The organism is Pseudonocardia bannensis (assembly GCF_012911875.1).
Taxonomy (GTDB): Bacteria; Actinomycetota; Actinomycetes; order Mycobacteriales; family Pseudonocardiaceae; genus Pseudonocardia; species Pseudonocardia bannensis.
This window is the reverse complement of record NZ_JAAXKZ010000085.1, coordinates 1-26914: the sequence shown is the minus strand read 5'-3', so window position 1 is coordinate 26914 and position 26914 is coordinate 1. Positions and strand designations below refer to the sequence as shown.

Annotated in this window: 27 protein-coding genes; 6 read left to right on the top strand and 21 right to left on the bottom strand. The window is 73.6% G+C overall.

Annotation, left to right across the window (positions count from 1 at the left end; translation table 11 throughout):
* Nucleotides 1-53: 53 nt before the first annotated feature.
* From HF519_RS20330 to guaB, 4 genes are all read right to left on the bottom strand, one after another.
* Complete coding sequence (locus tag HF519_RS20330) at nucleotides 54-986, bottom strand: methylenetetrahydrofolate reductase (RefSeq protein WP_312860234.1); 933 nt, start codon at nucleotides 984-986, stop codon at nucleotides 54-56.
* 61 nt (nucleotides 987-1047) lie between these two features.
* The gene (gene guaA, locus HF519_RS20325) at nucleotides 1048-2598 is read right to left on the bottom strand and encodes a glutamine-hydrolyzing GMP synthase (protein WP_169414569.1); all 1551 of its coding nucleotides are present in this window, start codon (nucleotides 2596-2598) and stop codon (nucleotides 1048-1050) included.
* A gap of 289 nt (nucleotides 2599-2887) precedes the next feature.
* On the bottom strand, nucleotides 2888-4012 hold the full coding sequence (locus tag HF519_RS20320) for a GuaB3 family IMP dehydrogenase-related protein (protein WP_169414568.1): 1125 nt from the start codon (nucleotides 4010-4012) through the stop codon (nucleotides 2888-2890).
* 23 nt (nucleotides 4013-4035) lie between these two features.
* Nucleotides 4036-5541, bottom strand: coding sequence for an IMP dehydrogenase (guaB, locus tag HF519_RS20315; protein WP_169414567.1), 1506 nt, complete (start codon nucleotides 5539-5541; stop codon nucleotides 4036-4038).
* Nucleotides 5542-5723: 182 nt separating this feature from the next.
* Between guaB and HF519_RS20310 the strand changes: the two genes are divergently transcribed.
* On the top strand, nucleotides 5724-6134 hold the full coding sequence (locus HF519_RS20310; RefSeq protein WP_169414566.1) for a DUF5319 domain-containing protein: 411 nt from the start codon (nucleotides 5724-5726) through the stop codon (nucleotides 6132-6134).
* An 84-nt stretch (nucleotides 6135-6218) separates the two neighbouring features.
* Here the strand turns inward: HF519_RS20310 and HF519_RS20305 are convergent, their stop codons facing one another.
* The 5 genes from HF519_RS20305 to HF519_RS20285 form a co-directional block, all read right to left on the bottom strand.
* The gene (locus HF519_RS20305) at nucleotides 6219-7214 is read right to left on the bottom strand and encodes an anti-sigma-D factor RsdA (protein ID WP_169414565.1); all 996 of its coding nucleotides are present in this window, start codon (nucleotides 7212-7214) and stop codon (nucleotides 6219-6221) included.
* Between the two features lie 96 nt (nucleotides 7215-7310).
* The gene (locus tag HF519_RS20300) at nucleotides 7311-7883 is read right to left on the bottom strand and encodes a sigma-70 family RNA polymerase sigma factor (protein WP_169414564.1); all 573 of its coding nucleotides are present in this window, start codon (nucleotides 7881-7883) and stop codon (nucleotides 7311-7313) included.
* A gap of 312 nt (nucleotides 7884-8195) precedes the next feature.
* Nucleotides 8196-8792: a response regulator transcription factor gene (locus tag HF519_RS20295; protein ID WP_037046231.1), complete on the bottom strand. Its 597-nt coding sequence runs from the start codon at nucleotides 8790-8792 to the stop codon at nucleotides 8196-8198.
* 166 nt (nucleotides 8793-8958) lie between these two features.
* On the bottom strand, nucleotides 8959-9963 hold the full coding sequence (locus HF519_RS20290) for a hypothetical protein (protein WP_169414563.1): 1005 nt from the start codon (nucleotides 9961-9963) through the stop codon (nucleotides 8959-8961).
* Between the two features lie 66 nt (nucleotides 9964-10029).
* Nucleotides 10030-11139: a MerR family transcriptional regulator gene (locus tag HF519_RS20285; protein ID WP_312860233.1), complete on the bottom strand. Its 1110-nt coding sequence runs from the start codon at nucleotides 11137-11139 to the stop codon at nucleotides 10030-10032.
* Nucleotides 11140-11370: 231 nt separating this feature from the next.
* Between HF519_RS20285 and HF519_RS20280 the strand changes: the two genes are divergently transcribed.
* On the top strand, nucleotides 11371-11691 hold the full coding sequence (locus HF519_RS20280; RefSeq protein ID WP_169414561.1) for a WhiB family transcriptional regulator: 321 nt from the start codon (nucleotides 11371-11373) through the stop codon (nucleotides 11689-11691).
* A gap of 93 nt (nucleotides 11692-11784) precedes the next feature.
* Here HF519_RS20280 and groL read toward each other — a convergent pair whose 3' ends face one another.
* Nucleotides 11785-13407: a chaperonin GroEL gene (groL, locus tag HF519_RS20275; protein WP_169414560.1), complete on the bottom strand. Its 1623-nt coding sequence runs from the start codon at nucleotides 13405-13407 to the stop codon at nucleotides 11785-11787.
* 129 nt (nucleotides 13408-13536) lie between these two features.
* A complete protein-coding gene (gene groES, locus HF519_RS20270; RefSeq protein WP_169414559.1) occupies nucleotides 13537-13827 on the bottom strand; it encodes a co-chaperone GroES in 291 nt (96 codons plus the stop codon).
* 288 nt (nucleotides 13828-14115) lie between these two features.
* Here groES and HF519_RS33570 point away from each other — a divergent pair, with 288 nt between their 5' ends.
* The 3 genes from HF519_RS33570 to HF519_RS20260 all read left to right on the top strand — a co-directional run bounded on the left by HF519_RS33570 (nucleotide 14116) and on the right by HF519_RS20260 (nucleotide 16020).
* Nucleotides 14116-14349 (top strand): PhoD-like phosphatase N-terminal domain-containing protein, encoded by a 234-nt coding sequence (locus HF519_RS33570; protein WP_438826420.1) that lies wholly within the window; start codon nucleotides 14116-14118, stop codon nucleotides 14347-14349.
* 129 nt (nucleotides 14350-14478) lie between these two features.
* On the top strand, nucleotides 14479-15015 hold the full coding sequence (locus HF519_RS20265; protein ID WP_438826419.1) for an alkaline phosphatase D family protein: 537 nt from the start codon (nucleotides 14479-14481) through the stop codon (nucleotides 15013-15015).
* A 69-nt stretch (nucleotides 15016-15084) separates the two neighbouring features.
* A complete protein-coding gene (locus HF519_RS20260) occupies nucleotides 15085-16020 on the top strand; it encodes an aldo/keto reductase (protein WP_169414558.1) in 936 nt (311 codons plus the stop codon).
* Between the two features lie 12 nt (nucleotides 16021-16032).
* Here the strand turns inward: HF519_RS20260 and tsaD are convergent, their stop codons facing one another.
* The 10 genes from tsaD to glmS form a co-directional block, all read right to left on the bottom strand.
* Complete coding sequence (tsaD, locus tag HF519_RS20255) at nucleotides 16033-17079, bottom strand: tRNA (adenosine(37)-N6)-threonylcarbamoyltransferase complex transferase subunit TsaD (RefSeq protein ID WP_169414557.1); 1047 nt, start codon at nucleotides 17077-17079, stop codon at nucleotides 16033-16035.
* A 25-nt stretch (nucleotides 17080-17104) separates the two neighbouring features.
* Nucleotides 17105-17581 carry a ribosomal protein S18-alanine N-acetyltransferase gene (rimI, locus tag HF519_RS20250; RefSeq protein WP_169414556.1) on the bottom strand — a complete coding sequence of 159 codons (477 nt, stop codon included), beginning with the start codon at nucleotides 17579-17581 and terminating at the stop codon, nucleotides 17105-17107.
* Nucleotides 17578-18273 (bottom strand): tRNA (adenosine(37)-N6)-threonylcarbamoyltransferase complex dimerization subunit type 1 TsaB, encoded by a 696-nt coding sequence (tsaB, locus tag HF519_RS20245; RefSeq protein ID WP_169414555.1) that lies wholly within the window; start codon nucleotides 18271-18273, stop codon nucleotides 17578-17580. The genes rimI and tsaB overlap by 4 nt, the downstream gene beginning before the upstream one ends.
* A 65-nt stretch (nucleotides 18274-18338) precedes the next feature.
* On the bottom strand, nucleotides 18339-19049 hold the full coding sequence (locus tag HF519_RS20240; RefSeq protein WP_169414547.1) for an HAD family hydrolase: 711 nt from the start codon (nucleotides 19047-19049) through the stop codon (nucleotides 18339-18341).
* Nucleotides 19046-19540, bottom strand: coding sequence for a tRNA (adenosine(37)-N6)-threonylcarbamoyltransferase complex ATPase subunit type 1 TsaE (gene tsaE, locus HF519_RS20235; protein ID WP_169414554.1), 495 nt, complete (start codon nucleotides 19538-19540; stop codon nucleotides 19046-19048). The genes HF519_RS20240 and tsaE overlap by 4 nt, the downstream gene beginning before the upstream one ends.
* Nucleotides 19537-20652, bottom strand: a complete 1116-nt coding sequence (locus tag HF519_RS20230) for an alpha/beta fold hydrolase (protein ID WP_169414553.1) — start codon at nucleotides 20650-20652, stop codon at nucleotides 19537-19539. Before HF519_RS20230 ends, tsaE begins: the two co-directional genes overlap by 4 nt.
* The gene (gene alr / locus HF519_RS20225; protein WP_169414552.1) at nucleotides 20646-21809 is read right to left on the bottom strand and encodes an alanine racemase; all 1164 of its coding nucleotides are present in this window, start codon (nucleotides 21807-21809) and stop codon (nucleotides 20646-20648) included. Before alr ends, HF519_RS20230 begins: the two co-directional genes overlap by 7 nt.
* Before the next feature lie 75 nt (nucleotides 21810-21884).
* On the bottom strand, nucleotides 21885-23369 hold the full coding sequence (locus HF519_RS20220; RefSeq protein ID WP_169414551.1) for an NAD(P)H-hydrate epimerase: 1485 nt from the start codon (nucleotides 23367-23369) through the stop codon (nucleotides 21885-21887).
* Nucleotides 23370-23427: 58 nt separating this feature from the next.
* Nucleotides 23428-23949: a DUF4333 domain-containing protein gene (locus tag HF519_RS20215; RefSeq protein ID WP_169414550.1), complete on the bottom strand. Its 522-nt coding sequence runs from the start codon at nucleotides 23947-23949 to the stop codon at nucleotides 23428-23430.
* 162 nt (nucleotides 23950-24111) lie between these two features.
* Complete coding sequence (glmS, locus tag HF519_RS20210; protein WP_169414549.1) at nucleotides 24112-25986, bottom strand: glutamine--fructose-6-phosphate transaminase (isomerizing); 1875 nt, start codon at nucleotides 25984-25986, stop codon at nucleotides 24112-24114.
* A 49-nt stretch (nucleotides 25987-26035) separates the two neighbouring features.
* Between glmS and HF519_RS20205 the strand changes: the two genes are divergently transcribed.
* Nucleotides 26036-26905, top strand: coding sequence for a dienelactone hydrolase family protein (locus tag HF519_RS20205; RefSeq protein ID WP_312860231.1), 870 nt, complete (start codon nucleotides 26036-26038; stop codon nucleotides 26903-26905).
* Nucleotides 26906-26914: the final 9 nt, after the last annotated feature.

Below are 26914 nucleotides of genomic sequence, written 5' to 3'. Positions count from 1 at the left end.
CAGGAGAGGCACGGGGCACCTGACGGGCCCCGTGCCTTTCCGTGCGGGCTCGCTCAGGTCGCGGCGACCCGGGGGCCCAGCCCCGCCGCCTCCAGGATCTCCGGGACGCCTCGCTCGTCGCCCACGACCATCACGTGCACCCCGGCGACACCCGGCATCGCGCGCAGCGCCTGGACGGTCTCGACGCAGGCCCGCACCCCCTCCGCGGCGACCTGATCGCCCGGCACCCCGCGCAGCCGCCGTTCGAGAGCCTCGGGGATCACGACGCCGGGGATGCCGGCCATGAACTCCAGGGCGCGCAGCGAGCGGATCGGTCCGATGCCCGCGAGGATGCCGCAGCGCTCGTCGAGGCCGCGGTCGCGAACCCCGGCCATCCAGCCGGAGAACGCCTCGACGTCGAAGACGAACTGGGTCTGCACGAACTCCGCGCCGCCGGCGACCTTCTGCGCCAGCCGGTCCGGGGGGCCCACCGGGTTGTCGACGGCGCCGAGCAGGAACCGCGGCGGCGGGTCGATCGTCCGGCCCGACAGCAGCGTGCCCTCGTCGCGCAGGCTCCGGGCAGCGGCCATCAGGCCGTTCGAGTCGAGGTCGAAGACGCCCACCGCGTCGGCTTGGTCGCCCTGCTCGGGGCGGTCGCCGGTCATGAGCACGAGGTTCGGGATGCCCATCGCGCCGGCCGCCAGCAGATCGGACTGCAGGGCGATCCGGTTGCGGTCCCGGCAGGTCATCTGCATGACCGGCTCGACGCCCTCGGCCAGGGCCACGAGGCTGCCGGCGAAGCTGGACACCCGGACGGTGGCGCCCTGGTTGTCGGTCACGTTGACCGCGTCCACCCAGTCGCGCAGCACCGCCGCCGCGCGCCGGATCGGCGCCACGTCGGCGCCCCGCGGGGGACCGATCTCCGCGGTGACGGTGAACCGGCCGGTGCGCAGCGCGTCGGCCAGCCGGCCGGGGATCTGCGAGGGGATCGCGGTGGGCGTACTCACGATCACATCCTCACCCGTGAGCGGCGATCGTCGCCATGGCGATCATCACCGCTCCCGAGGGCTACTCCCACTCGATGGTGCCGGGCGGCTTGCTCGTCACGTCGAGCACCACGCGGTTGACCTCGGCCACCTCGTTGGTGATCCGGGTCGAGATGCGCTCCAGCACGTCGTAGGGCAGCCGGGTCCAGTCGGCGGTCATGGCGTCCTCGCTGGACACCGGCCGCAGCACCACCGGGTGGCCGTAGGTGCGGCCGTCGCCCTGCACGCCGACGCTGCGCACATCGGCCAGCAGCACGACCGGGCACTGCCAGATCGAGCGGTCCAGGCCGGCGGCGGTGAGCTCCTCGCGGGCGATCGCGTCGGCCGCGCGCAGCGTCTCCAGCCGGTCGGCGGTGACCTCGCCGATGATCCGGATGCCCAGGCCGGGACCGGGGAACGGCTGGCGCTGCACGATCGTCTCGGGCAGGCCGAGCTCGGTGCCGACCCGCCGGACCTCGTCCTTGAACAGCGCACGCAGCGGCTCGACGAGCTCGAACTCGAGGTCGTCGGGCAGCCCGCCGACGTTGTGGTGGCTCTTGATCGTCGCGGTGCCGGAGCCGCCGCCGGACTCGACCACGTCCGGGTAGAGCGTGCCCTGGACCAGGAAACCGACGTGCTCGTTCTCGGCGACCTCGGCCGTCGCGGCCTCGAACACCCGGATGAACTCGCGGCCGATGATCTTGCGCTTCTCCTCCGGGTCGGTGACCCCGGACAGCGCGTCGAGGAACCGCTCGCGGGCGTCGACGGTGTGCAGCTTGGCACCCGTCGCGGCGACGAAGTCCCGCTCGACCTGGGCCCGCTCCCCCGCACGCAACAGCCCGTGGTCGACGAAGACGCAGGTGAGCCGGTCGCCGATGGCACGCTGGACGAGCGCCGCGGCCACCGCGGAGTCGACACCACCGGACAGCCCGCACACCGCGTGGCCGTCACCGATCTGCGCCCGGATCGCGGACACCGTGTCGTCGATGATCGACGACGTGGTCCAGGCCGGGGTGATGCCGGCCACCTCGTGCAGGAACCGGCGCAGCACCTCCTGGCCGTGCGGGGAGTGCCCGACCTCGGGGTGGTACTGCACGCCGGCCAGCCGCCGGTCCAGGTCCTCGAACGCGGCCACGCCGACCCGGTCCGAGGCCGCAGTGACGGTGAAGCCCTCCGGCGCGCGCACGACGCTGTCGCCGTGGCTCATCCACACCGGGTGCCGGGCGGGCAGCCCCTCGTGCAGCGCCCCGGCCTCGCCGGTGACCGTCAGCTCGGTGCGGCCGTACTCACGGGTGCCGTCATGGGCCACCTCCCCACCGAGCGCGAGGGCCATGGCCTGGAAGCCGTAGCAGAGGCCGAGCGTCGGGATGCCCGCGGTGAACAGTTCGGGGTCGACGCGCGGCGCACCCTCGGCGTACACGCTGGACGGACCGCCGGACAGGATCAGCGCGGCCGGCTTGCGGGCGACGATGTCGGCCACCGGGGTGTCGGCGGGCACGATCTCGGAGTAGACCTGCGCCTCGCGCACCCGGCGGGCGATCAGCTGGGCGTACTGCGCCCCGTAGTCGACGACGAGGACGGTGGGGGGTTGCACACACGCCAATCTACTTGCCTGCGTGCGCGCACTCCGCCCCGCGCGGGGTGATCTCGCACGGGCCGGATGGGGTGACGGGGATCCGCGGCGCCGGAGGGAGCACGGCGGGAGTCGTGCGGGCGTGCCACGGGTCGGGGAGCGAGCGTCAGGGAGTTCCGCGGTCCGCGCGGGCTCGCCCCACACAGGAGCAGGGCCCCGACCATCGGTCGGGGCCCTGCGGTGTCGTCCAGGCGGTCGTTGTGGAGCTATGGAGGGTGGTGAGGGCACAGCCGGGGCCGGCCGGGCCGGCTCAGCCCCGGACCGTCAGCCCCACCCGCTGGAACTCCTTGAGGTCGGAGTACCCGGTCTTGGCCATCGCCCGGCGCAACGCCCCGAACAGGTCGACGTTGCCGTACGGGGACGTCGACGGGCCGAACAGCACCGCCTCGAGATCGCGCTCGGAGGGCGCGAACCCGGTGACCTCCGACCGCGGCAACGACGGGTGCGCCGCCGCGGAGGTCCAGTACAGGCCGCCACCGGGCGAATCGGCCGCATCGGCGAGCTGCTCGCCGAGCATCACCGCGTCGGCGCCGCACGCGATCGCCTTGGCCATGTCGCCGGAGCCGTCCATGCCGCCGTCGGCGATCACGTGCACGTACCGGCCGCCGGTCTCGTCGAGGTAGTCGCGACGCGCGGCGGCGGCGTCGACGATCGCCGTGGCCATCGGCACCCCGATGCCCAGCACCGAGTCGGTCGTCGTCGCCGAGGACTGCCCGTAGCCGACGATCACACCGGCGGCGCCGGTACGCATCAGGTGCATCGCGGTCCGGTAGTCACCCACCCCGCCCGCGACGACCGGGACGTCGATCCCGGTGATGAACTCCTTGAGGTTGAGCGGTTCCCCGGGCGACACGTGCTCGGCGGAGATGATCGTGCCCTGGACGAACAGGATCTCGACGCCGCCCGCGAGCAGCGCCGGAGCGAGCTCGCGGGCCCGCTGCGGGCTGACCCGGGCGGCGACGGTCACCCCCGCGTCGCGGACGGTCCGCAGCGCCTCGGCGAGCAGGTCGGGCTGGATCGGCGCGGCGTGCAACTCCTGCAGGGTGCGCACGGCAGCGACCGGATCGTCCTCCGTGGCCGCCGCCAGGACCCGTTCGAGCGCGCCTTCGGTGTCGGCGTGCCGGGCCCACAGCCCCTCGGCGTTGAGCACCGCCAGGCCGCCGAGCTGCCCGATCCGCACGGCACTGGCCGGCGAGACCACCGCGTCGGTCGGGTGGGTCACCAGCGGGATCTCGAACCGGTAGGCATCGAGCTGCCAGGCGGTCGAGACCTCCTTCGAACTCCGCGTCCGCCGCGACGGCACGATCTCGACCTGATGCAGGTCGTAGCTGCGGCGGGCCGTCCGGCCCATCCCGATCTCTACGAGGTCACGCACGGGTGAGAAGCGTAGAAGGCCCGTTACCGGGCGGAGTAGTTGGGCGCCTCAACGGTCATCGTGATGTCGTGCGGGTGGCTCTCCTTCAGCCCCGCCGCGGTGATCCGGACGAGCTGGGCCTGCTGCAGCTCGGGGATCGTCTGCGCCCCGGCGTAGCCCATCCCGGAGCGGAGCCCGCCGACGAGCTGGTGCACGACCTGCGACAGCGGCCCGCGGAACGGGATCCGACCCTCGATGCCCTCGGGGACCAGCTTGTCCTCGCTCAGCACGTCGTCCTGGGCGTAGCGGTCCTTCGAGTACGACTTCGCCGGACCCCGGGACTGCATGGCGCCCAGCGAGCCCATCCCGCGGTAGGTCTTGTACTGCTTGCCGCCGACGAGGATCAGCTCGCCGGGCGACTCCGCGGTCCCGGCCAGCAGGCTGCCGAGCATCACCGAGCTCGCCCCGGCCGCGATCGCCTTGGCGATGTCGCCCGAGTACTGGATGCCGCCGTCGCCGATCACCGGCACACCGGCGGCCGCGCACGCCTGCGCCGCCTCGTAGATGGCGGTGATCTGCGGGGCGCCGACACCGGCGACGACCCGTGTGGTGCAGATCGAGCCGGGCCCGACCCCGACCTTCACCGCGTCCGCGCCCGCGTCGACCAGCGCCTGGGCACCGGCGCGGGTCGCGACGTTGCCGCCGACGACGTCGACCGACTCGCCGACCTCGGCACGCAGCTTGGCCACGGTCTCCAGCACCCGGCGGGAGTGCCCGTGTGCGGTGTCGACCATCAGCACGTCGACACCCGCCTCGACCAGGCCCATGGCCCGTGCGTAGGCGTCCTCGCCGACGCCGACCGCGGCGGCGACGACGAGCCGGCCGTCCGGGTCCTTGGTGGCCAGCGGGTACTTCTCGGTCTTGTTGAAGTCCTTGATCGTGATCAGCCCACGCAGGATGCCGTCACCGTCGATGATCGGCAGCTTCTCCAGCTTGTGCCGGCGCAACAGCCCGAGCGCGGCCTCCGCGGTGACGCCGACCTGCGCGGTGACCAGCGGGGCCTTCGTCATGACCTCGTGCACCGGCCGGTCGTGGTCGACCTCGAAGCGCATGTCCCGGTTCGTGATGATCCCGACCAGGCGGCCGTCGGCGTCGGCGACCGGGACCCCCGAGATCCGGTAACGGGCACAGAGCGCGTCGACCTCGGCCAGGGTGGCGTCCGGGGAGCACGTCACCGGGTCGGTCACCATGCCGGCCTCGGACCGCTTGACGACCTCGACCTGCGCGGCCTGCTCGTCCGGGGACAGGTTGCGGTGCAGCACGCCCAGCCCGCCGGCCCGCGCCATCGCGATGGCCATCCGGGCCTCTGTGACGGTGTCCATCGGCGACGAGACGAGCGGCACCTGCAGCCGGACCCGCCTGCTCAGCTGGGTGCTCGTGTCCGCTGCGCTCGGCACCACGTCCGACTCCGCCGGAAGCAGCAGCACGTCGTCGAAGGTCAGGCCGAGCATGGCGAACTTGGGCGGTAGTCCGGCGGTCTCGCTGGTCATTGCTGGCCTTCAGCCCCTCACCGACTCATGCACCGATCCGGCGGCGCGACATGCCGCCTGTCCCCCATCGTATCGGGGCCCGGCGACCCGGCGCGCCCGTCCGGGAGAGGCCCCGCCCACACTCGGTGGGCGGCGGCGCGCCTCGAGCGTGATCGGCCACACGCCGGGACCGGCCAATCGGGATGACGCCCGTCCGGCGGAGTAGCGTGTACCGCGTGTCACCGGACGCACTGCCGCCAGACCCGTTCGCCGGAGATCCTCATGATCCGGCCCTGTCGCTCGACGTGCCCGATGGCGAGGAACCGGACGCGCTGAGCGAGCAGGAGCGCGACGAGGTCGTGGCCGATCTCGCCGATCTGGCCGTCTACCAGGCGCTCCTGGAGGGCCGAGGGGTGCGCGGCATCGTCGTCGACTGCGGCGACTGCGGCGAGCAGCACTTCCACGAGTGGAGCCTGTTGCGGGCGAGCCTGCAGCAGTTGCTCGAGGAAGGCCAGATGCGCCCCCACGAGCCCGCCTTCGATCCCGACCCTGCCAACTACGTGACCTGGGAGTACTGCCGCGGCTACGCCGACGCCGTACTGTCGGACGGCTGAGACGCCGCCACCCGGTCCGCCGAACACGCCGAACGGCCCCCGTCCTCCCGCCGCAGCGGAGGGGACGGGGGCCGTTCGACGTTCTCAGCTGGTCGGGTTCCCGACCGCAGAGGTGCCTTCGCCGGCCGAGGCGGTGGTGCCGGTGCTGCCCGTGCCGGTAGGGGCGTTCATGCTCTGCCCCGGGGACGTGGTCGGGCCGGTCGGCCCTCCCTCGGTCGTCGGTCCGGGCGCCACCGACGTCGTGCTCTGGGGGGCCGGCGACGGTGTGGTCGTCGACGGGCCGGGTGCGACCGGCACCTGCGGATCCGACGTCGGCACCGGGCTGGAGGTGCCCGGAACGGTCGACGACTCCGGCGGGGTGGACCCGGCCGGGGTGTCCGGCGAGGTGCTCTCGGGCGCGGGCGTCCCGCTCCGGAGCGGCGCCTCCGGGTCGGTCGGGGTGTTGGCGGGGGTCTCCGACAACTTCGCGGCGAGGAACTGCTGCTGCTCGGAGAGCTGCGGGGCGCCTTCCTCGGGCCGCACGTTGGTCAGCAGGGGTTCCGCGGCGGCCAGCTCGGTCGCGGCTTCCTCGGTCTTGCCGGCGGCCAGTGCGGTGCGCACCTTCTCCAGCTTGACCTGCACGGTCGCCGCAGCCTCGACGGACTCGGCGCGCTCGCTGTAGAGGACCTTCGACACCCCCCAGAGGGCGTCGCCGGGCTGGGCGCTGTGCGCTCCGACGGACACTCCGGTGAACGCGAAGACGATGAGCGCGGCGGCGCCGGCCAGCGGGACGAGGTGGCGGGCGCGGCGCCCCGGGGCGCGGCGGGTCGACGTGATCGCGGCGACCGCGGTGTCGGTGTCGACGAGGTCGGGGATCGGCTCGGCGTCGACCTCGGCCTTCCAGGCGGCCAGCATCGCGGCCACCCGGTCGTCGTCGTCGTAGCCGTCCAGCCCCGGCGCGGACACCGCCATGCCTGCCGACAGAGCGTTGATCAGCTCGTCGTCGGCCTGAACCGCGACGAGGTCGATCGGCTCGTCGACGGGTGCCGGGCGCGGCTGCATGCCGGACTGGTGCACGCCGTTGTTGTCGGTCGGGCGCACACGGTCGGCGCCGTTCGGATGGTCCAGGTTCGGGCCTCGTCCGTCAGAACTCCCGAAGGGATTCCCGTCAGAGCCACGCCGGTTTCGATCACGCACTCAGACCACCTCCTCCTCGGGCATCGACTTCCGTAGCCGGGCCAGCGCCCGGTGCTGCGCCACCCGGACCGCGCCGGGCGTCGAGCCGACCGCCTCGGCCGTCTCCTCGGCGGAGAGGCCGACGACGACCCGCAACACGAGGATCTCGCGCTGCTTCTCGGGCAACTGGTCGAGCAGCCGGCCCATCTGACCGGAGAGTTCGACGCGCAGCGCGCGCTGCTCGGGGCCATCCGACGACTCCACGGCGTCCGGGACCTCGGCAACCGACTCGGAGCGGTTCCGGGTCGCAGCACGGTGCGCGTCGATCACCTTGTGCGACGCGATCCCGTACACGAACGCCAGGAACGGTCGCCCTTGGACCCGGTAGCTGGGCAAGGCCGTCAGCACGGCCAAACACACCTCCTGCGCGACGTCGTCCGCCGAAACGGACGACCGATCCACCCGGCCGAGGCGCGCACGGCAGTAGCGCACGACGAGCGGCCGGATGGTGGCCAGTACACGTCCGACTGCTCCGCGGTCACCTGCCAGTGCAGATGCCACGAGCTCGTCGAGAACGTCTGTCGTCTCACTCATCGCGCAGAGTCGTCCTGGCGTTACGCAGCATGTTCGTCATCATCCGTTCGTGAGGCCGACCACGCAGAGTGTCGGGTCGTCTCCTCAGTGGCGACACCGTAGCGAAGATGCTCCGGCGGCCGAGGACCCGCTCCTCACAGAAGGGGACGTATGGGGCCGACGAAGGTTGCGCTGGGCCGTCAACCAGGCCCAGCGACCCCCGTTCGCGCCTGTTTGCTCGAAGTCGGTCGCGCAACCGTGCTGCGACGGCGACGCAACCGCGTGAACCCGGACACCCCGTCCGGGGTAGTGCTGGAGACCGCGTGCGGTGAGTCAGGACACCAGACCGCGACGGAAACCGTGGGCGACCGCCTGGGCCCGGTCACGCACCCCGAGCTTGCGGAACAGCCGGCGGGCGTGGGTCTTGACGGTGTCCTCGGAGAGGTAGAGCTCCCGGCCGATCTGTCCGTTGCTCTTGCCCTGGCTCATGCCGCGCAACACCTGGAGCTCGCGCTCGGTGAGTTGCACACCGGGGTCCGCGGGCGCCCGCGGCGTGGGCACGGCAGTGCTGGCGAGAGTGTGGGCGAGAGCGGCGACCAGCTCGGGGCGCGAGGCGTCCCACCGCAGGTAACCACGTGCGCCCCCTGCGATGGCCGCGGCGATGCTGCCCGCGTCGTCGGGGGCCCCGAAGACGATGACGTTGGCCTGGGGGTGGGCTGCGACGAGCCGCCGCGTGGCCTCCACCCCGGTCGGCACTGCGCGCTGGGTGCCGACCAGAACGACGTCGACCGGCTGCCGGGAGAACCGGGCCAGCAACTCGTCCCCGTGCGCGACGCAATCGATCCGGTGCACCCCCGGCACCGCGGACATCACGCGGGTCAGACCTTCGCGGACGCTGCGACGATCGTCGCAGATGAGTACCGTCGTCACGACGATTCCTTCCTGCAGCTTCCTGCAGCCGGGTGATGTGTCACCCTCCGCATCGGCGGGTGACAGGCTCACCTTGACACGATCAGGGCGCTTTTGTGCCCTCCATTCGGGAGCTTTTCGCCGAGTGGCACTCGTCATGTGGGTGACGAGGGACCGAATGGAGTAATTACATTACCCCGAGCCACTCCGGGACCCACGCCGACTCCCCCATCAGGCGCCTGCCAACCGGGTCCGCGTTGCGGTAGATGACCCTCAGCGTGGCCGCTGCGGCGTGTCGTCGGCGTGGCGTGTCGCTGAGCGTGTCGTTCGGCGCTTCTCCGCACCTGCCGCCTGCCCGATCGTTTGCAGGTTCGGCCGTTCGGTGGGCGTCGGACCGCCGAGCGTGCCCGGCGGAGGACCGGACGCCCAGCCGGTCCGCGAGGTCGGCCGCGGCGAGCTCCGCCGGCCAGCGCAGCGGTGGCAGCGAGAGCCGCTCGGCCTCTGCGGCGAGTGCGTCGAGATCGGCCAGCGCACCGGCCGCGGCCGCATCGTCCGGGTCGGCCGCGGCCCGGACGACCGCCGCCACGATGCGCGACTTGAGCAGGTGCCGCGCGGACCCGGCCGCCGCGGCGGCGGCGACCGCGTGCTCGGCCGGTCCGATCGCGGCTGCGGGCTCCCCGCGGATCAGGGACAACTCGGCGCGGACCCACCCCAGCCGAACGGCGGGCCGCCAGGAGGGGTGCTCCCGGGCGGCCTCGGCGGCTGCGGCGAGTAGCCACTCGGCCAGCCCGGCCTGCGCCGTTCCGACGGCGTCGGCGGCCAGCCCGACGAGCGCGTCGATCCGCGCCCCGGCGGCATCCACGCCGTCCGGCTCGGGCCGGGCCGGCGCGCCGGCCCGGCGTGCGGCCTCCGCCAGGCGTAGCCCGAGCCCGTCCCAGCGCCGCGCCGCGGCGTGCCCCCCGAGCTGGCGGCGGTGGGCGGCGAGGGTGACGGCGGCGTGCGCGGCGAGGTCGGGCCGGACGGATCGGTCGCCGAGGAGCCCGTGCAGCAGCGCGGCCGCGGCCGCGTAGCGACCCTGCCCACCGAGCGCGACGGCGGCGAGCCATCGATCATTCGGCGAGGATCCGGCGGTCACGGTGACGGGGTCGCCCGGTCGCTGCCCGAATGCCACGTTGCGCCACCGACTCGTCATGTGCTGCTCCGAATGACGTAAGGATGCGCAGCAATTGACAGTGGATCGCTCACTCGAATGCAGCAGTCACGTCAGGATCACGTCACTGATCACAGATGTCGCCTCTCCCAACGACGTCAAACGGGTCACCCGCCGCGGCAGCGTGGTGTTCTGCCAACCGGGCCCGGCGGCGAACAGACGGAACTGCGGCCGGGTGCGGGGCAGCCCCCCGAACAACTCGACGTCCGCGGAATCGGGCGATTGCGACCACAGCACCACCGCAGCCGGGGCGGTCCGCCGGATCGCGGCCGCGAGCGCATCCGGCGGGAGGTTGGGCCCGAGCGGGCGGCACGGCACCCCCCGCTCGGCCAGCACCGCCGCCAGCACGGTCAGCGGCAGGTTGTGCAGCTCCTGTGGCATCCCGGCCAGCACGACCGGCCGGACCCGATCCGTCACCGGCGTGGCCTGCATATGGGCGCTGTAGGCGCCGATGACCGCTTCGCTGATGAGGTGCTCGATCTCCACGCCGGCCCCGGTCGACGCCCAGCGGTCGGCCACCGCGATCAGCACCGGGGCGGCGACCTCCTCCCAGGTGGCAGCGAGGCCGTCGGCGGCGATCCCCTCGACGAGCAACCGCCGCAACGCAGCGGCGTCCATGGCCAGGGCCGCCCGCCCGACCCCGCGGGTCCGCCGGCTGGATCCGGGCAGCCGCAGCACCCGGCCGCCGACCCGCACCCGGGACCCCAGGTCGGGGCTCTCCAGGTCGAAGGCGCCGCCACCCAGCAGCAGCGGATCGCCGGCCTCGGCGCCGACGGGCCGGTCGATTCCGGCCACCTGCTCCAGGCCGACCGGCTCGAGTGGGACGCCCCCGGGCGGGCCCGCCTCCGCAGACACCACCCGGGGGCGGTCCGGCGGGTCGGCGTCCGGGCGCGGCAACCGCGCCGACGTGGCGTAGCGCGCGGCCTCGGCGGGCGACGCCCCACGCACGAGCGCGTGCTGCATCAGCTCCAGGCGCGCCACGTCGTCGGCGGAGTAGCGCCGGTGTCGTCCGGGCGCGTGGTCGGAGGGCCCGATGCCGTAGCGGCGGTTCCAGGTGCGCAGGGTCGCGGGTGCGACTCCGAGTCGGCGCGCGACCGCGGCCACGGTCAGCCGCAGGGCGGACGGGTCCTCCGGATCGTGCTCGTCGCGGTCGTTCACATGATCCACGGGCTTCCGGGACGTCGCACCGAACGGCCGGGGGTCCGGCGCAGGGGCCGGCGGCGGTTCCGGATGCATCCGCTCATCGTCCGCGCCAAACGTTGTTCAGGCAAGTCACCACACCCCGGACGCCGACCTCAGGGTTTCTTCTTGAACAATGTTTGACGCGGTTTTGCGGTAGGGTACCCGCGGGCTGTCGGAGCGGTTGACGAACAGGGCGGGGTGGTGAAGGTGGCGGACATCCGGAGGTTGCCGGTCCCGGTCACGGAGATCTGGGACTGGCAGATGCGCGGGGCGTGCCGCGACATGGACAGCGCGTCCTTCTTCCATCCCGAGGGGGAACGCGGCCCCGCCCGGGCCAACCGGGAGGCGCGGGCCAAGGAGATCTGCCAGACCTGCCCGGTGCTGGAGCAGTGCCGCCGGCACGCACTGTCCGTCCAGGAGCCGTACGGAGTGTGGGGCGGCCTGTCGGAGTCCGAGCGTGACGACATCATCCGCGGCCGCGATCGCACCCTCAAGGTCGCGTACGCGCCGGTGTCCGGCTCGCGCTGAGCCGGCGCGGCCCCGGGAACGACGAAGGGCGGGCCGGTCCTCCTGGTGGTCAGGAGGACCGGCCCGCCCTTGCGTGTGCCGGTCGTCGGCCGGTCAGTGACCGTGACCGTGGCCGTGGCCCCCCGCGGGCGCGGGAGCCGGCGGCTCCGGCTTGTCGACGACGGCGCTCTCGGTGGTGAGCACCATGCGCGCGATCGATGCCGCGTTGACCACGGCGGACCGGGTCACCTTGACCGGGTCGATGACCCCGTCGGCGAGCAGGTCCGAGTAGGTCAGGGTGGCCGCGTTGAAGCCGTGCCCCCACGGCTGGTCGGCGACCCGGGCGATCACGACCGCGCCCTCCAGACCGCCGTTGGCGGCGATCCAGTAGAGCGGGGCGGACAGCGCCCGCCGGACGATCGAGACACCGGTCGCCTCGTCGCCCTTGAGACCCAGACCGTCCTCCAGCGCCTGGGCCGCGTGCACCAGGGCGGAGCCGCCGCCGGGCACGATGCCCTCCTCGACCGCGGCCCGGGTCGCCGCCACCGCGTCCTCGATGCGGTGCTTGCGCTCCTTGAGCTCGGTCTCGGTGGCCGCACCGGCCTTGATCACCGCGACCCCGCCGGACAGCTTGGCCAGCCGCTCCTGCAGCTTCTCGCGGTCCCAGTCGGAGTCGGTGGCCTCGATCTCGGCGCGCAGCTGGGCGATGCGGGCCTCGACGGCCTCCTTGCTGCCCGCGCCCTCGACCAGGGTCGTGGTGTCCTTGGTGACGACCGCGCGACGGGTCCGGCCGAGCACCTCGAGCCCGACCTCGCTGAGCTTGAGGCCCACCTCGGGGTTGACGACCTGGCCGCCGGTGGCGATCGCCAGGTCCTCCATGAACGCCTTGCGGCGGTCCCCGAAGAACGGCGCCTTGACCGCCACGACCCGGACGGTCTTGCGGATCGAGTTGACGACCAGGGTGGACAGGGCCTCGCCCTCGACGTCCTCGGCCACGATCAGCAGCGGCTTGCCCTCGGCCACCACCTTCTCCAGCAGCGGGAGCAGGTCGGCGATCGCGCTGATCTTCTCCCGGTGCAGCAGGATGAAGGGGTCCTCGAGGACGGCCTCCATCGACTCCGGGTCGGTGACGAAGTAGGGCGAGAGGTAGCCCTTGTCGAACTGCAGGCCCTCGGTGATCTCCAGCTCGGTGCTGATCGTCGAGCCCTCTTCGACGGTGATCACACCGTCGTTGCCGACCGCCTCCAGCGCCTGGCTGATCAGCTGGCCGATCGTCTCCTCACGGGAGGCGATCGTGCCGACCTGGGCGATGTGCTCCGGCCCGTTGACCGGGGTCGCCTTCTCCTTGAGCACCTCGGAGACCTTGTCGGCGGCCGCGGCGATGCCGTGGCCGAGCGAGGCCGGGTTCGCACCCGCGGCCACGTTGCGCAGACCCTCGCGCACCAGCGCCTGGGCCAGCACGGTGGCCGTGGTGGTGCCGTCGCCCGCCACGTCGTTGGTCTTCGTGGCGACCGACTTGGCGAGCTGGGCGCCCAGGTTCTCGAAGGGGTCGATCAGGTCGATCTCGCGGGCGATGGTGACACCGTCGTTCGTCACCGTGGGCCCGCCGAACTTCTTCTCCAGCACGACGTGACGCCCACGCGGACCGAGGGTGACCTTCACGGCGTCCGCGAGCTGGTTCACCCCACGCTCCAGCGCCCGACGCGTCTGCTCGTCGAAGCTGATCTGCTTCGGCATCTGTGCCTCTCTCAGGGATTACAGAGTCTTCGGGTTGGCGAGCACCCGCCACACGACACCGCCCCGGCTGCCCGTGGGTCGACGGACGGCCGGGGCGGCGCGAGTGCGGCTGAGTTCAGCCGGGTGGTGTCAGTTGACGATGGCGAGAACGTCGCGAGCGGAGAGGATGAGGTACTCCTCGCCGTCGTACTTGATCTCGGTGCCGCCGTACTTCGAGTAGATGACCACGTCGCCGACGTTGACGTCCACGGGGATGCGGGTGCCCTGCTCGGTGTACCGGCCGGGGCCGACCGCGAGGACCTTGCCCTCCTGGGGCTTCTCCTTCGCGGTGTCCGGGATGACGATGCCGGAGGCGGTGGTGGTCTCCGCCTCGTTGGCCTGGACGACGATCTTGTCCTCGAGCGGCTTGATGTTCGCCACTGGATGACCTCCCCTTCCTGGGGTTCGTACCTGCGCTCGTCACTCTGGCAACTGACAGCCGACCAGGGCCCCGCCGTCGCGGGTGCCGGGGCGACCCGATCGAAACTGTGCTCTGGCACTCTACCCATGAGAGTGCCAACCACTCAACGCTGGTCCGTGTCCGTGTTGTGTGGAACCGCAACTCCCCGGAATCGGCCGCATGCCGCGCCCGTACCGCTCGCCGGCCGTTCACCTCCCGGTGGATCGCGAGCCATGCCGTGCTCGCCCGGATGCCGCACGCTGCGTCCCGTGCACCGGGATCAGCCGCGGACCCACGTCCCCGCCCACGACCGGCGCACGGTGCTGCGCGCGGGGCTGATCGCCACCGCGGCCGTCGCCGCGCCGGCCGCGATGCTCACCGGGTCCTCCGCAGCGGCGGCGGGCGCACCGCGCGCGAACCCGTTCACCCTCGGCGTCGCCTCCGGCGAGCCGGCGCCCGACGGGATGGTGCTGTGGACGCGGCCCCGCCGCCGGGTGCCATGAGCCGGCTGACGATGTGCTTCGCCTCGTGCTCGCAGTACGAGCTCGGCTACTTCACCGCCTACCGGCACCTCGGCGAGGAGGAGCCGGACCTACCTGCAGACCGCACACGCCGCCGCTCCGTGGCTGGTCGTGTTCGACGACCACGAGGTGGACAACAACTGGGCCGGCGAGATCCCCGAGAAGCCCCACATCCCGCAGCCGGACTTCCCCGCCCGGTGCGCGGCCGCCCTGCAGGCCTACCGGGAGAACATGCCGCTGCGCCGCGCGCAGCGGCCGCAGGGCACCGACATGCAGCTCTACCGCCGGGTCGGCCGGGGCTCGCTGGCGAGCTTCCACATGCTCGACACCCGCCAGTACCGCGGCGACCAGCCCTGCGGGGACCGGTTCAACACCGAGTGCGCGGACCGCACCGACCCGGTCACGTCGTCGATCACCTCGGGCGGGGACGGCTCGGAGACCCGGTCGGACACCGCAACCACCCTCGCCGAGAACCCGCACCTGCGCTTCTACAACAACCGGCGCGGTTACGTTCGGACCCGGTTCACCGCCCAGGAGATGACCGCCGACTTCCGGGTCGTGCCCTACGTGCAGCGCGCGGGGGCGCCGGTCGAGATCCGCGGATCGTTCGCCGTCGAGGACCGCCGACCCGGTCTGCGACCCCGGTGAGCGGACCACACCGTTCCGGCGGCCGTCTCCGCTCACGACCACCCCGGTCCCGGTCGTAGGGTCTGCGGTATGGCGAAGATCGGATCGAGCGACCTGGACGTCTCCGCGTTCTGCCTGGGCGCCAACGTGTTCGGCTGGACGGCGGACGCCGACACATCGCGCGCCGTCCTGGACGCTTACGTCGCGGCCGGCGGCAACTTCATCGACACCGCCGACTCCTACATGTGGCGCACCCCCGGCAACTCCGGCGGCGAGTCCGAGACGATCATCGGCGACTGGATGGCCGAGCGCGGCAACCGCGACGACCTGGTGATCGCGACGAAGGTCGGCTCCTGGCCGCAGCGCCCGGGCCTGTCCGCGGCGAACATCACGGCCGCCGTCGAGGACTCGCTGCGCCGGCTGCGCACCGACCACATCGACCTCTACTACGCCCACCGGGACGACCCGGACACCGTCCAGGAGGAGACCCTCGACGCGTTCGACGCGCTCGTGCGGGCGGGCAAGGTCCGCGCGATCGGGGCGTCGAACTTCTCCGCCGAGCGGTTGCGCTCCGCCCTGGAGATCTCCGCGCGGGACGGGCTGGCGTCCTATGTGGCGCTGCAGCCGCACTACAACCTCATGGAGCGCAGCGAGTTCGAGACCGCGCTCGCCCCGCTGCTGGAGAGCGAGGGGCTGTCCTGCGTGCCCTACTACGCGCTGGCCAAGGGCTTCCTCACCGGCAAGTACCGCACGGACGGGCCGGAGGTCACGAGCGCCCGGGCCGCGGGCGCGCGGGCCTATCTGGACGACCGCGGGATCCGGGTGCTGGCGGTGCTGGACGAGATCGCCGCCGGGCACGAGGTGCCGGTGGCCGCGGTGGCGCTCGCCTGGCTGGCCGCCGCGCCGACGGTCGTCGCACCGATCGCCAGCGCGCGCACCCCCGAGCAGCTCGACCAGCTGCTGCCGATGCACGACCTGCGACTGACCGACGACGAACTGCGCCTGCTGTCCTACGTCAGCGAATGACGCCCGGCCGGCTCACCCGACCAGGACGTCGGTGACCGGGAGGCCAGAGTCCGCCGGAAGCTCCAGCGGGGACGGCTCGGCCCCGTTCACCAGCAGGTGCGCCCCGAGCGCCGCGACCATCGCGCCGTTGTCGGTGCACAGCCCCGGCCGGGGCACCCGCAGCCTCAGCCCCGCGGCGTCGCAGCGCTCCTGGGCGAGTTCACGTAGCCGGGAGTTGGCGGCCACCCCGCCGCCGAGCAGCAGCGTGTCCATCCCGCGCTCCCGCGCGGCGCGGACGGCCTTGGCGGTGAGCACGTCGACCACCGCCTCCTGGAAGCTCGCCGCGACGTCGGCCACCGGGACCGGCGCGCCGGCCCGTTCGAGCGCCTCGACGTGCCGGGCGACGGCGGTCTTGAGCCCGGAGAAGGAGAAGTCGAACGGGGCGTCCCGCGGCCCGGTGAGCCCGCGCGGGAACGCGATCGCGGCGCCGTCCCCCTCGCGCGCCACCCGGTCGATGTGCGGGCCGCCGGGGAACGGCAGCCCGAGCAGCCGCGCGACCTTGTCGAACGCCTCGCCCGCGGCGTCGTCGATCGTGGCACCGAGCGGGGTGACCGGACCGGCCAGGTCGGGCACGTCGAGCAGGCTGGAATGCCCGCCGGAGACGAGCAGTGCGAGGGCGGGCGGCAGCGGACCGTGCTGCAGGGTGTCGACGGCGACGTGCGCGGCGAGGTGGTTGACCCCGTAGAGCGGGACGTCCCACGCCGTGGCGTAGGCCTTCGCCGCGGCCACCCCGACGAGCAGCGCGCCGGTCAGCCCGGGCCCGGCGGTGACGGCGACGGCGTCGACGTCCCGGGGCCGGACCCCGGCCGTCCGCATCGCGCGGCGCACGGCGGGGACCATGGCCTGCAGGTGCGCGCGCGACGCGACCTCCGGGACCACCCCGCCGAAACGGGCGTGCTCGTCGACGCTGGAGGCGACCTCGTTGGCCAGCAGCGTGGCCGTCCCGGCCTCGTCGATGCGGACCAGCCCGATCCCCGTCTCGTCGCACGAGGTCTCGATCCCGAGTACGACGGCGCTCATGCTCGACCCTGCCGGCCGGTCCCGGTCACTGCTTCGGATCCCTTCGCATCGTGTAGGCGTCGGCCCCGCTGGGCCGGTAGTAACGCTTGCGCAGGCCGACCACGGTGAACCCCTCGGCCTCGTACAGCGCCTGCGCCGCGACGTTGTCCGTGCGGACCTCCAGGAACACGGTGGCGCCGACCGCGTCGGCCACCCCCAGCAGGCCCAGGAGCAGCGCGCGGCCGATGCCGCGGCGCTGGTACGCGGGATCGACCCCGATGGTGTGGATCTCGGCTTCGGGCTGCGGCGGACCGGCCACGAACGCCAGCCCCGCGTACCCGAGGAGCGCATCGCCGTCGCGGGCGGCGAGGAAGTGGTGGCCCGCGGCGATCTCGTCGCGGAACGCCTGCGCGCTCCACGGGTCGTCCCCGGGGAAGAGCACCCGCTCGAGTTGCGCGCAGCGGGCCGCGTCGGAGCGGTACAGCGGGCCGATCGTGACGGCGCTGCCGACATCCGGCGTCATCCGGTGCTCACCCGCTTGCGCGCGCCCGGTTCGACGGCGTCGGGCCGACGCAGGTAGAGCGGCTGGAGGGGCTCGGGCGCCGCCCCGGAGCGCAGCACGTCGGCGGCCACCGCGACGAGCGCGGCGGGTGACGGCGCGGCCGGGCTCAGCACCGGCCGTCCCAGGAGCCCGGCGTGCACCTCGGCGGCGCCGCCGGCCGTGGCCCCGACCCCCAGCTCGGGCAGCCGCGCGGCCAGCGCCGCCGGGGTCTCGACGTGCGGGCCGTCGAACCGCCGGGCCTGGTCGTCGTACGCGGCCCAGTAGACCTCGCGGCGGCGGGCGTCGATGAGCACGAGCAGGTTACCGGTGACCGGCGCCTCGACCGCCTCGACCGCGATCGCGTCCAGCGAGCACACCCCGTGCACCGGGACGTCGAGCGCGTCACCGAGCGCGGCGGCCGTGACCATCCCGACCCGCAGGCCGGTGAACGGGCCGGGCCCGGTACCGGTGACGATCGCGTCGAGGTCGGTGAGCGCGACACCCGCCTCCGCGCACGCGGCCAGCACACCGGGCATGAGCAGCTCGGCGTGCTTGCGCGCGTCGTGGGCGATCCGGGTCGCCCGGACCGTCGGCGGGTCGGAGGGAGCGGTGGTCAGCTCGACGACGCCCGCGGTGACCGCCGGCGTCGCGGTGTCCAGAGCCAGCACGAGCACGCCTACGAGCGTACGAGCGCCTTCCGGCGGGGCCGCCGGGAGCCCCTTCGGGTCACACCCGGGGCTCACCAACCGGCGATCGCCTCCGGCAGATCCGCCAGTCGTTGGATCACTGCGTCCGGTGTGACGTCGACCGGCACCTGCTGCGCGAGCGGGATGTCGCTGTGCGGCACCAGAACCGTTCGCATGCCCACCGCCTTCGCGCCGCTGATGTCGTCGTAGGGCCGATCACCGACGTAGACGCAGCGCGCCGGGTCGTCGGCCCCGACCGCGTCCATCGCCGCCCGGAACGCCGAGGCGTGCGGCTTGGTCCACGGCAGGTCGCTGCTCCAGACGACACCGTCGAAGTAGTCCAGGATGTCGTCACGGCGCAGCCACTCCTCGTGCCACTCCCCCGGCCACGCCGTGGAGGAGAGCACGCCCAGCTTGAGCCCGCGTCCCCGCAGCGCCGCCAGCATCGGCGCCGCCTCGGGGTCGGTGTGCGTGGCCTGCACCCAGAACTCGCGGTACGCGTCGAGCGCCGCGTCGTGGTGATCGACGTCCGCGTCGATCAGCGCGTCGGCCAGCACCTGGGCGAGGGTGAACGCGCGGTGCTCGTCGCGCACGCTCGCCCACCGGGCCATATCCGCATCGACCAGGGCCGCCGCGGAGGCCGCGGCCCGCTCGGCGTCGTCGGCGTGCAGGACCTCGGAGTAGGCCCGCCATCCGGCATGGAAGTCCATCGTCTTCCACGGGGTCAGCGTGCCGCCCCAGTCGAAGATCACGGCCTCGATCACGGCGCCGGCTCCGCGAAGGCCCCCGCCACCGTGCGCACCCGGTGCACGCTGGCCACCCGCACGTCGTCGGGGCGGCGGTGCAGCCGCACCAGGACGTGCCGGGCCGCCAGCCGCTCGGCCACGCCCTCGCCCCATTCCACGACGACCACCGCTTCGGCCAGGTCGGTGTCCAGGTCGAGGTCGTCGAGCTCGGCCGCGACGTCCACCCCGCCCGTCCCGAGCCGGTAGGCGTCGACGTGCACCAGCGGCACCCCGGCCCCGTCGGACAGCGGCCGATGCTCGCGCGCGATCACGAAGGTCGGCGACGTCACCGGGCCCGCGACGCCGAGCCCGCGGGCGATCCCGCGTACCAGCACGGTCTTGCCCGCCCCCAGCGGACCGGACAGCACGACCAGGTCACCGGCGCGCAGTTCGGCGGCCAGCGCGGCCCCGAGGTCCTCGGTGTCGGTGTGCTCCGGCAGCTCGATCTCGGTGTCCCAGCGCAGCGTCATGCCCGCCCCCGCAGCTTCCGTACGCCCCGGGCCGCCCGGACCCGTCGCGCGCTGCGTGCGATCAGGTCGGCCAGGGCCTCGTCGACGGCCGCGGGCTGTTCGAGCATCGGCAGGTGCCCGACACCCGGCAGCCGCAGCAGCACCGCGTCCGGCAGCTCCGCGGCGATGGTCTCGCTGTGCTTGAACGGGATCAGCCGGTCCCCGTCCCCGGCGGCCACCAGCACCTCGCAGCCGGCCAGCGCGGGCAACGCGGCGAGCCGGTCGTGACTGCCGAGGGTGTCCACGAAGTCGGTCAGCGCGTCCACCGCATTGCTGGAGATCATGCTGTCGACGAGATCGACCAGCGAACGGTCGACGGACCGGTCGCCGTAGGCGTACCGGCGGGTGATCGACCAGATCACGTCGCTCGCCGCCCGGCGCACGCCCTCGACGAGCTTCGGCTGCACCCGGGCGAGCAGCCCGACGCCGCGGGTCAGCGGGTTGTGCCGGGACAGCAGCGTGCCCGGCAGCCCGTGGCTGGCCATCTCACCGGCCGACGTCGACACCAGCGCCACGCCCGCGACCCGCTCGGTGAACAGCTCCGGGCGCTCCTCGGCGAGCGCCATCAGGGTCATGCCGCCCATCGAGTGTCCGGCCAGGACGAGCGGTCCGTCCGGGGCCAACGCGCGGATCACCGCGTCCAGGTCGCGGCCGAGCTGATCGAGTGTGCAGCTCTCCCGCGGCGCGCGCTCGGACCGGCCGTGGCTGCGCTGGTCGTAGAGCACGACCCGGACGGCCGGATCGGTGAGCTCGGCGAGCGTGCGGCGCTGCAGTCGCCAGGTCCGGCGGTCGAGCGCGAAGCCGTGCACCAGGACCACGGTCAGCTCGGCACGCCCGGCCGGTTCGATCTCCTCACACGACAGCCGCACCCCGTCGTCCGCGGTGACCGACGACTGCTCTCCCGCAGGGAGCTCGCCGGGCGCCCCGGTCGACAGCTGGGCCGCGAGCCGGCGGCGATCGTCCACGATCTGGGTGCGCCGGCGGGCGGCCACGCCCACCCCGACGGCCGCGCCCGCTGCGCCGGCCAGCCCGCCTGCGACGCCGAGCGCCTGCCAGACCTTGCGCCTCACCACGCGGTGCTTCCGATCCCGGCTGTCGGGCCGTTCACGAACGAGCGGTGCACCCGGCGCCCATGGACGCCGGTCGCGATCTCGTAGTGGATCGTGCCGAGCTCGTCGGCCCACTCCTGAGCGGTCGGCCCGCCGTCCTCGCCCGGACCGAACAGCACGGCCACGTCGCCCACCCGGACCTCGTCGTCCTGGCCACAGTCGACCACGATCTGGTCCATGCACACCCGCCCGACGACGGGGCGCGACCGCCCGGCCAGCCACACCCGCATCCGGCCGCGCGCGTTCAGCCGGCGGGGCACCCCGTCGGCGTACCCGATGGGCAACAGCGCGAGCGTCGTCTCGGCCGGGGTCGTCCATTCGTGCCCGTAGGACACGCCCTCGCCCGCCGGCACCCGCTTCACCAGGGCGACCCGCGCACGCAGCGTCATCGCCGGGCGCAACGGGCTCTCGGCGACGGGGCGGTCCAGCGGGTCGAGCCCGTAGACCGCGATGCCGGGACGGACCAGGTCGAAGTGCAGGTCGGGGCGCGTCATGGTGGCGGCGGAGTTCGCCAGGTGCCGGATCGGATCCAGCCCCCGCTCGCGCGTCGCCTCCCAGGCGGCGGTCAGCCGGGCCGCCTGCCGGTCCAGCACGGGATGCTGCGGGGCGTCGGCGTGCGCCAGGTGCGACCACACGGCGACGACCTCGGCCATGCCGTCGGCGACGGCCTTCGCCGCGTCGTCGACCAGGGCGGGCCAGTCCGCGGGCTGCGCGCCGCTGCGGCTGAGCCCGGTATCGATCTTCAGGTGCAGCCGGACGGGCCGGCCGGCACGGTGGGCCCCGTCGAGCACCGCGGCGAGATGGCCGCGCGAGGACACCGAGAGGTCGACGCCGGCGAACACGGCGGGCCCGAAGTCCTCGCCCGGCAGGTGCAGCCAGGACAGCACCGGCGCGGTGATCCCGGCCGCGCGCAGTTCGAGCGCCTCGTCGAGGGTGCAGACACCGAGCCAGCTCGCGCCCGCCTCGAGCGCCGCGCGGGCCACGGGGACCGCGCCGTGGCCGTAGCCCTCGGCCTTGACCACTGCCATGGTCTGCGCGCCGGATCCGGCGGCCTCCCGGGCCAGCAGGCCCACGTTGTGCCGGATCGCGGCGAGATCGACGACCGCTTCGGCGGGGCTCATGGCTCCGCGCGGCGCGGTCCTTCCGGACGTGTCGGCCACCCCCGCATCATCGCATCCGGCGATGTCGTGCCGTCGTCACCGTGCGACGGACACCTCGTCCCCGGCCGCGGCGCGGGCCTCCCGGATCGCGTCCGGGATGGCCGCCTGCAGGAACGACGCCGGGGCGGGCGCACCCCGGGCGGCGAGCTCCGCGGCGCGACCGTGCACGTGGGCTGCGCAGCCGGCCGCCCACCAGGGGTCCAGCCGGGCCGCGAGCAGCGAGCCGATGATCCCGGACAGCACGTCGCCGGAGCCCGCCGTGGCCGCCCAGGACGTCGTCGAGGGATGCACCAGCGCCCGGCCCCCGGGGTCGGCCACCACCGTGGCGTGGCCCTTCAGCAGCACGGTGACCGAGAGTTCGGCGGCCGCCCGGCGGGCCGCGCCGATGCGGTCCCGGCCGACCTCCCCGGCGACGCGCGCGAACTCCCGGTCGTGCGGGGTGATCACGACCGGCCGGCCGCGGACGGCGGCCCGCAGGTCCTCGTGGCGGCCGAGCAGGGTGATGGCGTCGGCGTCGATGCACAGCGGGACGTCGCGCTCGATCACCGCGGCGAGCAGGTCGCGGGCGGCGTCGTCGGTGCCGATGCCCGGTCCGACCGTCCAGGACTGCGTCCGCCCGGCCTCGGCGAACCGATCGGTGGCGATCGCCTCCGGCCAGCGGGCGCGGACCCCGTCGGCGGCGGTGCCCGCGTAGCGCACCATCGCGCTGGTGGCGAGCACGGCGGCGCCGGTGGCGAGCACCGCCGCGCCCGGGTACATCGCGGAGCCGGCGGCGATCCCCTTCACGCCCTGGGTGTACTTGTCGTCGAGCGGGCCGGGGACGGGCCAGCGTGCGCCGGCGTCCGCAGCCTCGATGACCTGCGCGTGCGGCGGCGGCAGCAGCGGGCCGAGGCCGATGTCGACCAGGTGCACCCGGCCGCAGCGCCACGCGGCGAGCGCGTGCACCGGTTTGAGCGCCCCGAAGGTGACGGTCTCGGTGGCGGTCACCGCCGGACCGTCGACGGCCCCGGTGTCCGGGTCGACGCCGCTCGGCAGGTCGACCGCGACGATCGGCACGCCCGCCTCCTCGACGGCGGCGACCAGGGTGGCGGCCGGCTCGCGCAGCGGACCGCTCCCGGAGATCCCGACGATGCCGTCGACGACCGCGTGCGCCCCGGCCAGCGCCGCCCGGGCCCGGTCGTCGCCGGCCCGGCCCACGTCCAGTACCCGGCCGCCGGTCCGGCGCAGCGCGGCCAGCCCGCCGGGATGGGCCCGCCGCGGGTCGAGCAGCACCGCCGTCACACCGACCCCGCGGCGCCGCAGGTAGGCCCCGGCCCACAGCGCGTCACCACCGTTGTTGCCGGCGCCGACGAGAAGCGCGACCCGATGCCCGGACACCCCGCCGGTGCGCTCGCCGAGCAGCGTGCGGACGCGCACGGCCACACCGAACGCCGCCCGCCGCATCAGCGCGCCCTCCGCCGTGCGGTCCAGCAGTACCTGCTCGGTCTCGCGCACCTGCTGCGCGGTCCAGACGCCCCTCATCCGGGCCACGCTAGCGGGGCCCGTCGCCGACACAGGGCCACAACGCGCAGGCGGGTTCTCAGCCCGTGGACTCGATGCTGAAGTTGACCCGGCCGCCGTCGACCTCGGTCACCGTCACCGTCAGGTCGAGGGCCTCGCCCTGGGCGGTCACGGTGCACGGCGTGGTCTTCCCCACCTCGGCGGGGAGGTCTCCGGCGCAGCTCACCGTCTCCGGCGTCGCCTGGGCGATCTGCTCGACCTGCTTGCCGACCTCCCTCTCCAGCACGGCCTTCGCCACCGGACGAGCCTCGGTCGTGATGTCGAACTTCGCGGTGTCGCCCTCCAGGGACGACACCGTGGCCACCGCGTCGACCGGCTGACCGTCCACCTGGAACTCGCAACGGACCGACCGGCCGACCTCGGCGTTCAGATCCTGCGGGCAGGTCACGTTCTGCGCCTGAATGCCCTGCTTGCCCAGCTCCGAGCTGATCGACGAGGCCACGTCCTCCTTCGGCACCGACGCGGAGCAGCCGGCCAGCCCGAACAGCAGCGCGGCCGCCGCCCCGGCGGCAGCCACGACCCGACCGATCCTGTACACCATGATCATGTCCTCATTCCCTGCGTGAGGTGGACCGAGCGGATCGGTCGATCCGACCCGGGGACGTGACTCGTCGAGCTCGTCGTTCCCCGCTACGAGGACGTTAGCGACGGGAACAGATCACCTCAGGGGTGCTAACACCACGGTGCCGGGTGGCCACCGTCCCTATTCGACAGTGACCGACTTCGCGAGGTTGCGCGGCTTGTCCACGTCGAACCCGCGGGCGCGGGCGATCTCCGCCGCGATCACCTGCAGCGGAATCGTGGACACCAGCGGCTGCAGCAGGGTCGGCACGGCGGGCACCTCGAACAGGTGCTCGGCGAACGGGCGGACCGTCTCGTCGCCCTCCTCGGCGATCACCACGGTGTGCGCGCCGCGTGCCTGGATCTCCTGGATGTTGGACAGCAGCTTGGCGTGCAGCACCGCGCGGCCCTTCGGCGAGGGCATCACCACGATCACCGGCAGGCCCTCCTCGATCAGCGCGATCGGGCCGTGCTTGAGCTCGCCGGCGGCGAACGCCTCGGCGTGCATGTACGCGAGCTCCTTGAGCTTGAGCGCGCCCTCCAGCGCCACCGGGTAACCGACGTGCCGGCCGAGGAACAGCACCGCCTTGGAGCCGGCCAGCTCGCGGCCGAGCGCGCGGGCCGCGTCCAGGTTCTGCAGCGTCGCGGCGACGGCGGCGGGCATCGCCTCCAGCTCGCGGAACTCGCGGGCCACCTCGTCCGGGTACTTGGTGCCCCGCGCCTGCGCCAGCGCCAGCCCCACGAGGTAGTTCGCCGCGATCTGGCTGGTGAACGTCTTCGTCGCGGCCACCCCGATCTCCGGACCGGCGTGGGTGTAGAGCACGGCGTCGGACTCGCGCGGGATCTGCGCACCGTTGGTGTTGCAGATGGCCAGCACCCGGGCCTTCTGGTCCTTGGCGTGCCGCAGTGCCTCGAGCGTGTCGGCGGTCTCCCCGGACTGGGAGATCGCGACGACCAGCGTCGAGCGGTCGAGCACCGGGTCGCGGTAGCGGAACTCGCTGGCCAGGTCGACCTCGACGGGCAGCCGGGTCCAGTGCTCGATCGCGTACTTGGCCAGCAGGCCGGAGTGGTACGCCGTCCCGCAGGCCACGACGAACACCTTGTCGATGTCGCGCAGCTCTTGATCGGACAGCCGCTGCTCGTCGAGGACGATCTTGTGGTCGATGAAGTGCCCGCGCAGCGTGTCCGCGATGGCGGTCGGCTGCTCCTCGATCTCCTTGAGCATGAAGTAGTCGTGGCCGCCCTTCTCGGCGGCCGCGAGGTCCCAGGTGACCCGGAACGGAGCCGCCCCGACCGGCTCGCCCGCGAAGTCGGTGACCGTGTAGCCCTCCCGGGTGATCGTGACGACCTGGTCCTGGCCCAGCTCGACCGCGTCGCGGGTGAACTCGATGAACGCGGCGACGTCGGAGGCGAGGAACGTCTCGCCCTCGCCCAGGCCGAGCACCAGCGGAGACGACCGGCGCGCGGCGACGATCATGTCCGGCTCGGCCGCGTGCGTGACGAGCAGCGTGAACGCCCCCTCCAGCCGACCGGCGACCGCACGCACACTGGCCACCAGGTCACCCTTCGTGGCCGCACCCCCATCTGCACCGGCGTAGGCCAGGGCGACGAGGTGCGCGGCGGTCTCGGTGTCGGTGTCGCTGGTCAGCTCGATGCCGGCGGCCTCCAGCTCGGCACGCAGCGGCAGGTGGTTCTCGATGATCCCGTTGTGCACGACCGCCACGTCGCCGGCGGTGCTGCGGTGCGGGTGCGCGTTGCGGTCGGTCGGGGCACCGTGGGTGGCCCAGCGGGTGTGCCCCATCCCGGCGGTACCGGTGAGGCGGCCCGCGTCGACCTGCGCCAGCTTCGCCTCCAGGTTGGCCAGCGGCCCGGCCTTGCGCTCGACGGACAATCCGCCCTGCCCGTCCAGGAGCGCCACGCCCGCCGAGTCGTAACCGCGGTACTCGAGCCGGCGCAGACCGCCCACCACGACGTCCAGGGCGGGGCGATGACCGACGTACCCGACGATGCCACACATGGCGCCCACAGTAGGCGCGCCCGATTCGGCAGGACTACGGTGCTCGGCTGTGACCCCGACGCAGTCGACCCGGCGCCCGACAGGACCGTCTGCGCGGTCCGCCACGGGCCCGGCTGCGCGGCCCACCGCGACGAAGTCGGTCAAGGATGCGGTCGCCGAGCTCTCCCGCCCCGGTCCGCACGAGGTGCTGCGCGGCGACCTGGGGCTGGTCGGGATGCCCGGCGTGGTGTTCGCCCCGGCCGAGGGGCTCGGGCTCCCCGCGGTCGCCTTCGGACACGACTGGCTCCAGCCCCCGAACCGCTACGCCGACCTGCTGCGCCACCTCGCGTCGTGGGGCATCGTCGCCGCGGCACCGGGCAGCCACCGCGGGATGCTGCCCAGCCACGCCCGGTTCTCCGCCGACCTGCGCACCGCGCTCGACGTGTGCGCGGGAGTGCGGCTGGGCGACGGCCGGATCAGCGTCGACTCCCGGCGGATGGCGGTCGCGGGTCACGGGATCGGTGGCGGCGCGGCGCTGCTCGCGGCGGCGTCGCACCCCCGGGTGGCGGCGGTCGTCACGCTCGCCCCCGCGCAGACGCACCCGTCGGCCCTCGAGGCCGCCCGCTCGGTCAGCGCCCCGACCCTGCACATCGTCGCCGGCAAGGACACCGTCGCCCCGCCCGCGGGGCACGCCGAGCCGCTCGCCGCCGCCGCGGGCGGGCCGGTCTGGCGCCGGACACTGTCCAAGGCGGGGCACACCGGCTTCCTGGAGGGCAAGCACTGGTCCGACCTGCTGCTGTCCGGCAGCCCGGACGGAAAGACCCGGCGGCTGACCCGGGCCCTGGTCACGGCGTTCCTGCTCTACCACCTCAACGACGAGGACCGGGTCGAACTGGTCGTCGACGGCAAGGTCCCGGGCACCGAACTCGCCCCCCGCTGACCCCCCACC